Origin of the sequence: Amycolatopsis sp. NPDC004169 (genome assembly GCF_040610315.1) — a bacterium.
Classification (GTDB): Bacteria; Actinomycetota; Actinomycetes; order Mycobacteriales; family Pseudonocardiaceae; genus Amycolatopsis.
Window position 1 is genome coordinate 105,953 of sequence record NZ_JBEXMD010000001.1, and the last position, 11,702, is coordinate 117,654.

An 11,702-nucleotide genomic window follows, 5' to 3' on the forward strand; every position below is an offset into this window, starting at 1 on the left:
GTCCGGCACCTGCCGACGGGTTGGGCCAGCCGGGTGGCGGGGAGGCTGCGGGGTCGGGGCCCCTTGGGCGAGCCGGGTTGGTGCCGGGTCGCCGGCCGAGCCGGGCCATCATCGGCGGCCGGTTTGGCCGCCGGGCCGAGGCTGGGGGTTCGCGCCAGTCGTGGCCTGGGTTGCACCAGGTCATCGACCGGTTGGCCGCCGACCGGTGCGTCGGTCGGCGGCCGGCGGGTCAGCGCAGGGTCAGCTGGCGGCCGATGAGGCCGTCGCGGGCGCGGCGCTCGGTTGCGTTCAGGGGCTCGTCGTCGAGGGACTTCAGCGCCGTCTCGAGGCGGGTGCCGAGGGCTTCCTTCGCGTCCGCCCACTCGCGGGCGTGGGCCTCGGGGTCGAGGTCCCAGACCGGGACGAGCAGGCCGTGCGCTCGGAACGAGCCCGCGTACCGCGAGCCCTCGCCGAGGCCGAGCTCGCCGGCCGCGGACAGCCGGGCGAGGGCCTGGAGCAGCAGGTTTTCCGGCTCCGGCCGGACCCAGCGCAGGTGCGCCTTCTCGCCGGCGAGGACCCAGTAGGCGCCCGAGCCGAGCCGTTCGGTGGGCATGATCGCGGCGTTCGCGCGCTCGAGCGACACGGCGACGTCACCGGTCGCGTCCGCGTCCTCGGGCAGCCACCAGCCGAAGTCCGTGTGCAGCGTGACGTCGAGCTCCGCGCCCGGCGCCAGCAGGTCCTGCAGCCGCGCGTGCTCGTCGGCGGACGGCGGGGTGGTGGTGTCCGGCACGCCGAGGACGTCGCCCTCCTTGGCGTCCAGCAGCCACTTCAGCGACCGGCCGAGGTCACGGCTGATGTCGGACGAGCGGGTCTGCACCTGCAGGCCGAGGTAGCGCCGTCCGTCCGAGCGGACGAACGCGGCCGCCGCCATGGGCAGCACCGTGCCGAGGGTGACGTCGCCACCGTCGGCGAGGGTGAGCTGGGCCGTCGCGGACGGGACGAACTCGCGCAGCGCGATCAGCTCGGGCTCCGCCGCCAGCCCCTCGAAGGGCTGGCCGACGAAGACGTCGCGCACCTTCTGCTTGCGGTCCGACGCCTGCTTGGGACCCTTCTTGCGCGCGCCCTTGCCCACTGCTGCCTCCTCTGGCTCGGCTTGAGACGCTATCGAAGGGTTAGTCTCGCGACGTGTTCGACCCCCGCGATCCCGCGTTCCTCGATGACCCGTACCCGGCGTTCGCCGCGCTGCGCGCACAGGGCGAAGTCCATTTCCACGAAGGGCTGGGCATCGCCATCGCGGTGTCGCACGCCGCGTCGTCGGCCGTCTTGCGGCACCGCGGCCTGGGCCGGATCTGGCAGGACGCCCAGCCGCTCGAGCGGTTCGCCTCGTTCAACCTGCTGCACCGCAACTCGCTGCTGGAGAACGAGCCGCCGGCCCACACCCGCCTGCGCCGCCTGATCGCGGGTGCGTTCGGCCGCGGCCACGTGCAGCGGCTGCGTCCGATGGTCGCCACGCTCGCCGCCGGCATGGTCGACGACCTCGCGGCCGCGATCGCCGCGGACGGGAGTGCCGACCTCCTCGAGCACCTCGCCCAGCCGCTGCCGGTCGCGGTGATCGCCGAGCTGCTGGGTGTCCCCGGCACCGACGGGCCGCGGATGGTCCAGCTGTCCAACGCGATCGTGAAGATGTACGAGTACGGCCTGCCCGAGGAAGGACGCGACGCGGCCGAGCGGGCCGCGGCCGAGTTCGTCGACTACGTCCGTTCGGTCGCCGCGGATCGCGCGGACGCACCGGGCGACGACATCATCAGCGATCTGCTGCGCAGCGAGCTGACGCCCGACGAGCTGGTGGCCACAGCGGTGTTGCTGCTGATGGCCGGCCACGAGGCGACGGTCAACGTGCTCGGCAACGGCATCACGGCCCTGCTCACGCACCGGGACCAGTGGGAGCGCTTGCTGGCCTCACCTGCCCTTCTGGATTCGTGTGTCGAGGAGCTGATCAGGTTCGACGCGCCGCTGCAGCTGTTCGAGCGGACGGCGACGGAGGACGTGTCGATTTGTGGGTACGTCGTGCCGCGCGGGCAGAAGATCGGCGCGTTGCTGGGTGCTGCGGCCCGGGACCCGGAGGTGTTCGAGGAGCCGGATCGGCTGGACATCGGGCGGACGCCGAACGCTCACCTGGGGTTCGGGATGGGGATTCACTACTGCGTGGGTGCTCCTCTTGCTCGGGTGGAGATCGCTGCCGCGTTGAGTGCTCTGACGGAGAAGTTGCCGGGGCTGCGGTTGGTGGAAGCGCCGGCTCGGCGGCCCGAGTTCGTTATTCGTGGGTTGCGGGAGCTTCGGGTCACGGTGTGATGGGGTCCCGCCCGGGTCGTGCGTGATTCGGGGCGGGACTCGCGTGATCGGGGCCGGGTTCCGTGTGATTGAAGGCGGAACTCGCGTGATTCTGGGCGGATCTCGTGTGTGGAGTTGCCCCGTGGGGCCGGACACCTTGATTCCAGACAGTGGTCTGGAGGGAGGATGTCCTGGTGTCTCGCAGGTCGAAGTATCCGGAGCAGTTCCGTCGTGACGCCGTCGAGCTGGTCAACTCCAGTAACCGGCCGTTGCGGCAGATCGCCCGCGAACTCGGGGTCAACCACGCAGGCCGCCGAGGGCGGGCCGCCGGCAGAGGACCCGGCGGTGACCCGGTGAGGTGGCGCGGTTGCGGAAGCAGGTCGCTGAGCTGCAGAAGGAGAAGGAGATCCTGCGGAAAGCGGCCGCCTATTTTGCGCGCGAGATGGATCGATGAGCTACCGCTACCGGTTCATCTCCGAACACCGCGCCACCTTCGGTGTGCAGCGGTTGTGCCAGGTCCTGGGCTTGCGCCGGCAGGGCTTCCACGAATGGGTCGCCGCGGAGGAGGCCCGGGCCGTGCGGGCGGACGCCGAGGCTGAGCTGGTGCGGGTGATCGCCGGGATTCACGCCGAGCACCGTGGTGCCTACGGTGTCCCGCGGATCACCGCCGAACTGCACCGCCGCGGCCACCTGGTGAATCACAAGCGGGTCGAGCGGCTGATGCGGGAGCACGGGCTGGCCGGGATCACCGCCGCAAACGCCGAGCGTTGACCCGGCCCGCGGCCGGCCCGACCGCGCCGGTCGGTGATCTGATCCGCCGCGACTTCACCGCCACCGCTCCCGGCCTGCGATTCGTCGGGGACATCACCTGCCTGCCCACCTTCGAAGGCTGGCTCTACCTGGCCACCGTCATCGACCTGCACACCCGCGAAGTCGTCGGCCACGCCATAGCCGACCACATGCGCACCACCTTGGTTTGCGACGCCATCGACCTGGCCGCTGCCCGCGGCCTGATCGGCGATGATGCGGTGTTTCACTCTGACCGCGGCGTCCAGTACACCTCCGGCCAGTTCCGCACCGCCCTCGCCGAGCACCGGATCCGCCCGTCGATCGGGCGGGTCGGGTCCTGCTACGACAACGCCGTCGCCGAAGCCTTCCTCGCCACGTTGAAGACCGAGATCGGCACCACGATCTGGCCCACCAGAGCAGCAGCCCGCCACGACGTGTTCACCTGGCTGCGCTACTACAACCACCACCGGCTGCACTCCACCAACGGCCACCACACCCCAGCCGAAACCCGCACCAACTACTCTCAGGCCCTGACTGCCTGAAAACCCCGTGTCCGCCCCACCGGGGCAACTCCACTCGCGTGATTGGGCGGGCTTCACACGTGATTGGCGGGGCTTCATGGGGTTACTCCGGTGAAGAGGTCGTCTTCCACTTTGGGGCCGGGGGTTGAGTGGGCCAGGTGGTAGTCCTCGTGGGGCCAGGTCTGGCGTTCGATTTCTCTTGAGTGGGTGAAAAACGGGTGGGCCGGGTCTACTTGGGTCTGGTGGGCCAGGAGGGCGCGGTCGCGGGTGGCGAAGTGGTTCTCGCAGCGGATTTTGGTGGTGATGGGGAGTTTGTCGGGTGGGAGTTCGTTCAGGACTTCGGCCATTGAGGACTCCAGGCCGGCGGCGACGGTTGCCTTGTGGATGGCCTCGAACCAGGCTCGGCTCAGAGTTGCTTGGTAGTACAGCTTTTGGGGGCGCCAGGGCTCGCCGGTGCCGGGATAGCGGGTGGGGTCGGCGGCCGCGGTGAAGGCTTCGGTCGTTATCTCGTGGGTGCGGATGTGGTCCGGGTGGGGGTAGCCGCCCGTTTCGTCGTACGTGATCACCACGTGGGGGCGGAACTCGCGGATCAGGGCCACCAGGGGTGCCGCTGCCTCGGCCAGGGGCAGGGCGGCGAAGCAGCCTTCGGGCAGAGACTCGCCGGGGTCGGGGAGGCCGGAGTCGACCATGCCGAGGAAACGTTGGCGGACGCCCAGGATTTCGGCAGCCGCGGCCATCTCGCGGCGGCGGATCGCCGGTAGGTCCGCCCATGTCTCGGCTGTGTCGAGGGCCGGGTTGAGGATGTCGCCGCGTTCGCCGCCGGTGCAGGTGGCCACCAGGACGTCGACGCCTTCGGCGGCGTAGCGGGCCAGCGTGGCTGCACCCTTGCTGGACTCGTCGTCCGGGTGGGCGTGGACGCTCAGCAGGCGGAAGGTCATCAGGGGGCTCCTTCGGGAAGTGCGGGAATCGGGGACGGCGCCGGCGGCGCTCGGTGGGCGGATGCGGCGGAGTGAGCTCGCGCCGAAAGGTCGCCGATCAGGGAAGGGGCGGGAATCGAGGCCGGAGGCGCTCGGTGGCGCGCGGCGCGGTCAGTTCGCGGCGAAGGGTCGCCGCCTAGGAAAGCGCGGGAACCCCGCTCGGCGGCGCTCGGTGGGCGGGTGCGGGGGGGTGAGGTGGCGGCGAACGGTCGCTGCCGGGAAGAGCGGGAATCGGGGCCGGGTGCCGCGGCGCTCGGTGGTCCGGGGCGGCGGCGTGAGGTCGCGGCGGGGGTGGCCGAGGTCGTCGGGCTGGGGTCTGGTCGGGGCGGGAGTCAATGTGGGCTTCTTTGGGGGAAGAACAGGGCCGGAATCAGGGTCAACGCCGACAGGGCGAGGGCCCAGGTGAACGTGGTGCCGAAGGCCGTGGAGGCCGGTGCGGCGGTGAGCTCGTGGTGGAGGATCGCGGCCAGGAGGGCCGTCCCCAGCGAGCCTCCGATGCGGTTGACCACGTTGAACGCGCTGGCCGCCCTGGCGATGTCGGGCTTCTTCAGTGAGCCGTAGAGCGTTGTCATCCCCGGGGCCGTTGCCGCTCCCAGGCCGACTCCTCGGATCAAGAGGGACAGCGTCAGCACCGCGCCGCCAGGTTCTGCGGCCACGCAGGCGAAGGCGATCGTGCCCAGCAGGGACAAAGCTATTCCGCCCAGCATCAGGCGACGCGGGCCGAAGCGGGACAGCAAGCGGCCGCTTGCCAGCATCACCGCCGCTGAGCCCAGAGCCTGAGGCGCCAGCAGCAGGCCCGCCCGCAGCGGGCTCGCCTGCTCCACCTGCTCGTAGTACAGCGGGAGCAGCAACATCGAGCTGTACAGCGACGCCCCCAGCAGGAACGTGCTCCCGCTCGCCACCGCGAATCCCTTGTTCCGGAACAACGCCAGGTCGAGCACCGGTGACGCCGTGCGGGACGCGTGGATGCCGTACGCCACCAGCAACGCGGCCCCGGCCAGCCAGGCGACCGCCACTCCCTCGGCCAAGCCGTAGACGAAGCTGCCGAGCCCGGGCGACAGCAGCGCGATCCCCCGGACGTCCAGAGGTGCGGCCGCGCCGTCGGGGGCTGGGGCCGGGAGGAGGCGGCGGGCGCAGAGGAACGTTGCCACTCCCAGCGGGACGATGCCGAAGAACATCCAGCGCCAGCCGAAGTCCGCCACCAGTGCGCCGCCGAGCATCGGGCCCAGTACCGGGGCCACCGTGGCCGGGAGGGTGATCACGCCGATCATCCGGCCCAGCGCCGGGCCCGCCGCCTGGGCGAACACCGCCTGGCCGACCGGCTGCATCAACCCGCCGCCCAGCCCGTGCAGCACGCGGAACGCGATCAAGGCCGGCGCCGACCAGGCGAAGCCGCACAGCAGGGTGCCCGCCGTGAAGATCGCCACCGCCGCCAGCCAGACCGCGCGGCCGCCGAACCGGTCCGTCAGCCAGCCCGACAGCGGGATGGCCGCCGAGGCCGCGAGCAGATACGCGCTCGCCACCCACTGGACCGTCGTCAGCGGGCTCTCCAGGTCACGGGCGATCGAACCGATCCCGACCGTCACGATCGTCGCGTCGAGGATCGACAGCACCGCGCCCATGATCAGCACCCCGCCGAGCCGCCACGGCGCCGCATCGGGTCGTACCGCCGTTGTCATGCCCACCCCCGGTTGATTAGGTCGAACCTCAGATTAGGTTCGACCCACTCATTGGGTCAAGCACAATCTTGGGTCCGACCCAGTAGAGTGACGCCATGAGCGAGGGACTGCGGGCCCAGAAGAAGCACGAGACCCGGAAGACCATCTCCGACGTGGCCACCCGGCTGTTCATCCGCAACGGCTTCGAGGACGTGACGATCGCGGACATCGCCGCCGAGGCGCGGGTCGCCAAGATGACCGTGACGAACCACTTCCCGCGCAAGGAAGACCTGGTCTTCGACATCCGCGAAGACTTCGCGTCCTGGCCCGCCGCCCTGATCCGCGACAGCGTCTTCCACGACACGCGCGAGCTCTACTTCGAAGCGCTGGGCGCCGAGCGCGCGCTGGTCGGCTTCTCCGGCCCCGGCTTCGTGCGGATGATCAAGGAGAGCCCGGTCCTCACGAACGCGCTGCACGAGATGCACCGCGAACGCGAGTCGGCGTTGATCGACCTCCTCGTCCGGCGCCACCCCGAAGAGGAGCTCAACCCGGCACTCGCCGCGGCTCACCTCGCGACGGTCCTGCGCCTGCTTTTCCAGGAGGTCTTCGACCGGACCCTGGAAAACGGGGAAGCCATCGTCGACGAGCTGTGGCCCATCGCGGAACAGGCCTTCGACCAGCTGGAACCGGTCTTCGGGAGGTACTAGCGCGCGGCGCCGGCCGGCCGCGAAGTCCGCAGTTCCGGCTCCGGCGCGCCCTGCACCTTCAGCACGCGCATCTCGCGCACGTCCCGGGCGTCCGACGGCGCCAGCAGCGCGGAGAACCGCCGTACCAGCAAGGCCGTCAGCACGGCCAGCGCGACCGCCGACAGGTCGGTCAGCGCGACCAGGACGACGCTGTCCGCCATCGACTGCACGTCGTCACGGAAACGCCAGGCGATCGACACGCCCAGCAGGATCCAGTTCAGCAGCCAGGCACCCCACCACACGAGCACCTGCCGCGACGGCTTCGGCCGGACGTCCCGCGCGCGGCCCAGCACCGCGTGCTCCAGCTCGCCGACGACCGACAATGCCAGCGGCAGGTTCGCCACCGGCACGAGCACGCCGACCAGCACCTGCCACAGCGGCCGCGGCGGGTCGTCGCCCGACACTTCCGCCGCCGCCTGGCGCGCGACCAGCAGCCACCACAGCGACAGCCCCGCGGGCAGCAGCGCGAGGATCGAGGCGAGCAGGCCCGCGGCCAGCACGAAGCCGTCGGAGAACGCCACCACCGAGCGGGACAGCGCGGAATCACGGCCCTGGACCAGCAGCACGTACCGCCAGATCTCCGCACCGGCCGCGGCCAGGGCGAGCACCGCGAACGCGAAGAGGACGACAACCACGCTGCGGCTGAGCACCGGCACCCGGTCGATCGGGCGGATCTCGTCGGACGCCGTGCCGGGCACCGACGTCGGGCGCCGCCAGACGAGGTTCGGGAACCCCCAGCGCGGCGGCACCGGGTACGACGGCGGGCCGAGGTACGGCTCGGGCGCGACGACGCGGCGGCGTGGCCACGCACCGGGCGGCGGGGTCGCCACCCAGCGCAGCTTCGGCCGGTACGCCGGACGGCGGTGGTAGGGGTAGGGCTCCGGCTGGGCGGCCAGTGTCCGGCCCTGCAGCTGCTGGGCGGACGGCGGCGGCGCCTGGCGCGGCCAGTACCCGGGCGGGTACGGCTGCCCGGCGGGAGGCTGCCCCGGGTGCAAGGCTAGATCACTTCGGGTTCGATGCCGGGGTGCTCGCCGACCATCGGACGGCCTTCGCGCTGCCACGCGCCCATGCCGCCGGCCACGTTCACCGCGTCCCAGCCGCTCTGGTTCAGCCACGCGGCCGCGCGCGCGGACCGGCCGCCGCTGCGGCAGATCACGTGGATCGGCTGGTCGTCGGGCAGGTCGGCCAGCTCGCCGACGCGGGCGGGCAGCTCCCCCATCGGGATGTGCACCGCGCCGGGCGCGTGCCCGGCGGCCCATTCGTCGTCTTCGCGGACGTCGAGCAGCACGAGGCCGTCCTTGGGCAGGTCGCGGACCTCGGCGGTCGGCAGTTCAGCAGGGCTCACCACGATTCCCATGCTGCCATGCGGAGGCGTTGCCCGCGCGTGAGGTAGCCGATCACCCGTGCGGTTCCGGGCCGCACGCGTGATTGGGAGGCCATCACGCGTGATTGGAGGGGCGACACGCGTGATGGGGAGGGCGACACGGGTTACTTGCGGTGGCGGCCGCGGCCGGCGACGCGGGTTTTCTCCTCGGCTTGGCCGAACCGGGCGACGGCCCGGTCGCGCATGAAGCCGAGCGGGTCCGGGGCGTGCAGCCGGAGCATGATGTCGTGGACGTGCTCCGGGCGGCCGTACCCGGTCACGCGGCTGACCAGGTACGTCGTCACGAAGGCGGCCGGCACGGTGATCAGCGCGGGCTGGTTGACGAACCAGGGCGCCCAGCCGCCGGTGTAGCCGCTCACCACGTTGACCACCAGCGCGGCCAGCACCAGGCCGCCGCCGACGAACATCCCGGCCAGCGCGCCCGGCCAGGACAGCTTGCGCCACCAGATGCCCAGCACCAGCAGCGGGCTGAACGTCGACGCGGCGAGGGCGAACGTCAGCCCGATCGACAGCGAGATGTCATCCGGCCGCAGCGCGACCGCCAGCCCGATCGGGAACAGCGCGACCAGCCCGGCCGCCACCCGGAAGTCCCGCACCCGGCCGGGCAGCAGGTCGGTCGAGACCACCCCGGCCACGCTCACCAGCAGCCCGGACGTGCTGGACAGGAACGCGGCGAACGCGCCGGCCGCGGTGACCGCGCCGAGGATCTGGCCGCCGACCCCGGGCAGGATCGCCGAGGGCAGCCGCAGGATCGCCGCGTCCGTCTTGCCGGTCACCAGCAGCTCGGGGACGTACATCCGCGACAGCGCGCCCAGCAGCGTCGGGAACAGGTAGAACAGCCCGAGCAGCAGCAGGACGTGCACGGTCGTGCGGCGGGCGGCCTTGCCGTCCGGGTTGGTGTAGAAGCGCACCAGCACGTGCGGCAGGCCCATCGTGCCGAGGAACGTCGCGAACATCAGCGAGTACGTCTGGAGCAGGTCGGTGAGGCTGCCGGAGGCCGGGTGCAGCCAGTCCGCGTTGTCGGCGACGGAGTCGGCGACCACCGGGACCGGCGTGCCGGCCATGAACTTCAGCTTGGTGCCCTCGGACACCGTGTGCGGCGCCAGCGGGGTCCAGTGCGTCGGCCCGGCCGCCGGGCCGTTGTCGGTGCGGCCGTAGGCGTAGAGGTAGGTGTCCGCGGTGACGCGCAGGGTGACGTCGGTCTGCACGTCGACCGTGGTGTCGGTGACGAACACCGGCGGCGCGGGGGCGCCGAGCGGCCGGAACCCGTCCGGGCTGCCGCCGGTGAAGAAGACCACGCACAGCACGAACGCCGGCACCGCGATGGCGAACAGCTTGAGCCAGTACTGGAACGCCTGGACCACGGTGATCGCGCGCATCCCGCCGGAGATCACGTTGACCGTGACCACGACCATCACCGCGATCGCGCCCGCCCAGGCCGGCACCGGCAGCACCGTCGCCAGGGTCAGGCCGGCGCCCTGCAGCTGCGGGGCCATGTACAGGATCCCGATGAAGACGACGAACGCCGTGGAGAACCGGCGCAGGCCCTGCGAACCGAGCCGCATTTCGACGAAGTCGGGCAGCGTGTAGGCCCCGGACCGGCGCAGCGGGGCCGCCACGAACAGCATCAGCGCCAGGTAGCCCGCGGTGAAGCCGATCGGGAACCACAACGCGTCGGCGCCGTCCTTGAGCACGATTCCGGCGATGCCGAGGAACGAGGCCGCCGACAGGTATTCGCCGGAGATCGCGGCGGCGTTGCGGCGGGAGCGCACGGTGCGCCGCGCGACCAGGAAATCGTGCGTGCTCGTCGCCGACCGCGAGGAGCGGAGACCGAGGTAGGGCGTCACCACGGCGACCAGCACGATGCCGGTCAAGGCCCACGGGTTCAACTGCACGGGAGGAATCCTCGCACGAGCGGGCGCGAAACTAGTTTTCGATCATGTCCACGAACGCGCGTTCGTTGCGTTCGGCGAGCCGGTTGTACCAGATTCCGACACCGAACAGGAATGGGAACGGCAGCACGCCGAGAATCAGCCAGGCCACCGGGATGCCCAGCAGGCTGGCCCTGGAGAACCCGGGCACCAGGTAGAACAGCACGGGCAGGGAACCGAAGACGCCGACGACGAGCAGGGCGAGCAGCAACGCCGTGCGCAGCTGCACCTTCACCAGGTGGTCGCGGACGAGCAGCTTCCCCCAGCTGGTCTGCTCCTCCAGCTCGACCCGGGCGCGCAGGGTGCCCGCCCCGCGGCGCGGGTCGGCGAGGATCACCCGCTCCCGCTTGGGTTTCGCGTGGTGTTCCGGCTTCGGCGGCGGCTCGTTCTCCGGCGCGGGCGGCAGGTGCTCGACGACGGCACGCTCCGCCGGCTGCGGCAGCGGCCGGGGACCGCGCCTGCCGAGGGTCGGGTCCGGCTCTCGGACGCCGTTGGCGCGGCGCTCGTAGAAGTCGTCGGTCATGGGCCGGTCCCGGCTCAGCCGTTCCGGCCCGAACCGACCAGCCGGTCCTTCAGCGCGCGGGTGTGCCGACGGCTGACCGGCAGCACCTTCTCCTCGTTGCCGATCACGACCTGGTAGCCGCCCTGGCCCATGCGCAGCTCGGTGATCAGCGGCAGGGCGACCAGGAAAGACCGGTGGATGCGGACGAACCCGGCCTTCTCCCAGCGCTCCTCGAGCTGGGCGAGCGGGATGCGGACCAGGTGGCTGCCTTCGGTGGTGAACAGCCGCGCGTAGTCACCCTGCGCCTCGACCCAGCGGACCGACGAGCGCGGGATGAGCTTGGTCGTCCCGGCCAGCTCGACCGGGATGACCTCGTCGTCGTTCTTGACCGGCTCGCCGCCCAGCGCGCCGGGCGGGGGCGCCGCGGCCGCGGCGAGCTTGTCGATCACGCGCGTGATCGCGCGGTCGAGGCGGTCCTGCTGGTAGGGCTTGAGCACGTAGTCGAGGGCGCCGAGGTCGAAGGCGTTGACCGCTTCTTCGGCGTGCCCGGTGACGAACACCAGCGCGGGCGAGGGCCGCAGCGCGGCGAACACGCGCGACATCTCCATGCCGGACAGGCCGGGCATGTCGATGTCGGCGAAGACGGCGTCGACGATCGGCAGGCCGCGGTCCTTGCGCTCGCGCAGCCGCGGGTCGTCGGTGGACAGCAACCGCAGCGCCTCGGAGGCGTCGATCGCCGGGAACACCTTGGCCACGTGCGGGCTGTTGCGCAGGCAGTGGACGAGTTCGTCAAGACCGTTCGGCTCGTCGTCCACGGCCAGGACCACGAGCTTCCGGGTGTCATCGTGAGCACTCACAGTGAAACGCATCCTGCCCATTGCCGA

12 protein-coding genes are annotated in these 11,702 nt (G+C 71.4%); 4 read left to right on the forward strand and 8 right to left on the reverse strand.

Features of this window, described 5'->3' with window-relative positions; all coding sequences use genetic code 11:
• Positions 1 to 229: 229 nt before the first annotated feature.
• Positions 230 to 1,111, reverse strand: a complete 882-nt coding sequence (locus tag ABZX11_RS00510) for a DUF5926 family protein (protein ID WP_354908538.1) — start codon at positions 1,109 to 1,111, stop codon at positions 230 to 232.
• A gap of 53 nt (positions 1,112 to 1,164) precedes the next feature.
• On the opposite strand from ABZX11_RS00510, the gene ABZX11_RS00515 reads away from it, so the two are divergent.
• From ABZX11_RS00515 to ABZX11_RS00525, 3 genes are all read left to right on the forward strand, one after another.
• A complete protein-coding gene (locus ABZX11_RS00515; protein WP_354908540.1) occupies positions 1,165 to 2,331 on the forward strand; it encodes a cytochrome P450 in 1,167 nt (388 codons plus the stop codon).
• A gap of 429 nt (positions 2,332 to 2,760) precedes the next feature.
• Positions 2,761 to 3,081: an IS3 family transposase gene (locus ABZX11_RS00520; protein WP_354908543.1), complete on the forward strand. Its 321-nt coding sequence runs from the start codon at positions 2,761 to 2,763 to the stop codon at positions 3,079 to 3,081.
• Positions 3,078 to 3,641, forward strand: coding sequence for an IS3 family transposase (locus tag ABZX11_RS00525; protein WP_354908546.1), 564 nt, complete (start codon positions 3,078 to 3,080; stop codon positions 3,639 to 3,641). Before ABZX11_RS00520 ends, ABZX11_RS00525 begins: the two co-directional genes overlap by 4 nt.
• Before the next feature lie 74 nt (positions 3,642 to 3,715).
• On the opposite strand, the gene mca is transcribed toward ABZX11_RS00525, so the two are convergent.
• Both mca and ABZX11_RS00535 read right to left on the reverse strand, forming a co-directional pair.
• Entirely contained in the window at positions 3,716 to 4,558 is an 843-nt protein-coding gene (gene mca, locus ABZX11_RS00530; protein ID WP_354908548.1) for a mycothiol conjugate amidase Mca, read from the reverse strand.
• A 371-nt stretch (positions 4,559 to 4,929) separates the two neighbouring features.
• A complete protein-coding gene (locus tag ABZX11_RS00535) occupies positions 4,930 to 6,276 on the reverse strand; it encodes a DHA2 family efflux MFS transporter permease subunit (RefSeq protein ID WP_354908551.1) in 1,347 nt (448 codons plus the stop codon).
• A 95-nt stretch (positions 6,277 to 6,371) separates the two neighbouring features.
• Here ABZX11_RS00535 and ABZX11_RS00540 point away from each other — a divergent pair, with 95 nt between their 5' ends.
• Positions 6,372 to 6,962, forward strand: coding sequence for a TetR/AcrR family transcriptional regulator (locus ABZX11_RS00540; protein WP_354908554.1), 591 nt, complete (start codon positions 6,372 to 6,374; stop codon positions 6,960 to 6,962).
• Here the strand turns inward: ABZX11_RS00540 and ABZX11_RS00545 are convergent.
• From ABZX11_RS00545 to ABZX11_RS00565, 5 genes are all read right to left on the reverse strand, one after another.
• Positions 6,959 to 7,996 (reverse strand): DUF4328 domain-containing protein, encoded by a 1,038-nt coding sequence (locus ABZX11_RS00545; RefSeq protein ID WP_354908556.1) that lies wholly within the window; start codon positions 7,994 to 7,996, stop codon positions 6,959 to 6,961. The genes ABZX11_RS00540 and ABZX11_RS00545 overlap by 4 nt on opposite strands.
• A gap of 2 nt (positions 7,997 to 7,998) precedes the next feature.
• Positions 7,999 to 8,358, reverse strand: a complete 360-nt coding sequence (locus ABZX11_RS00550) for a rhodanese-like domain-containing protein (protein WP_086847539.1) — start codon at positions 8,356 to 8,358, stop codon at positions 7,999 to 8,001.
• Between the two features lie 131 nt (positions 8,359 to 8,489).
• Positions 8,490 to 10,280: a cation acetate symporter gene (locus ABZX11_RS00555; protein WP_176173732.1), complete on the reverse strand. Its 1,791-nt coding sequence runs from the start codon at positions 10,278 to 10,280 to the stop codon at positions 8,490 to 8,492.
• 31 nt (positions 10,281 to 10,311) lie between these two features.
• A complete protein-coding gene (locus ABZX11_RS00560; protein ID WP_354908558.1) occupies positions 10,312 to 10,839 on the reverse strand; it encodes a hypothetical protein in 528 nt (175 codons plus the stop codon).
• Between the two features lie 14 nt (positions 10,840 to 10,853).
• Positions 10,854 to 11,687, reverse strand: a complete 834-nt coding sequence (locus tag ABZX11_RS00565) for a LytTR family DNA-binding domain-containing protein (RefSeq protein ID WP_033261013.1) — start codon at positions 11,685 to 11,687, stop codon at positions 10,854 to 10,856.
• Positions 11,688 to 11,702: the final 15 nt, after the last annotated feature.

What these genes read in the sequence shown, in the direction of transcription:
- ABZX11_RS00540 (WP_354908554.1), top strand. Translation starts at nt 6,372, where the DNA reads ATGAGCGAGGGACTGCGGGCCCAGAAGAAGCACGAGACCCGGAAGACC.
- ABZX11_RS00520 (WP_354908543.1), top strand. Translation starts at nt 2,761, where the DNA reads ATGAGCTACCGCTACCGGTTCATCTCCGAACACCGCGCCACCTTCGGT.
- ABZX11_RS00565 (WP_033261013.1), bottom strand. Translation starts at nt 11,687, where the DNA reads ATGCGTTTCACTGTGAGTGCTCACGATGACACCCGGAAGCTCGTGGTC.
- mca (WP_354908548.1), bottom strand. Translation starts at nt 4,558, where the DNA reads ATGACCTTCCGCCTGCTGAGCGTCCACGCCCACCCGGACGACGAGTCC.
- ABZX11_RS00550 (WP_086847539.1), bottom strand. Translation starts at nt 8,358, where the DNA reads ATGGGAATCGTGGTGAGCCCTGCTGAACTGCCGACCGCCGAGGTCCGC.
- ABZX11_RS00560 (WP_354908558.1), bottom strand. Translation starts at nt 10,839, where the DNA reads ATGACCGACGACTTCTACGAGCGCCGCGCCAACGGCGTCCGAGAGCCG.
- ABZX11_RS00535 (WP_354908551.1), bottom strand. Translation starts at nt 6,276, where the DNA reads ATGACAACGGCGGTACGACCCGATGCGGCGCCGTGGCGGCTCGGCGGG.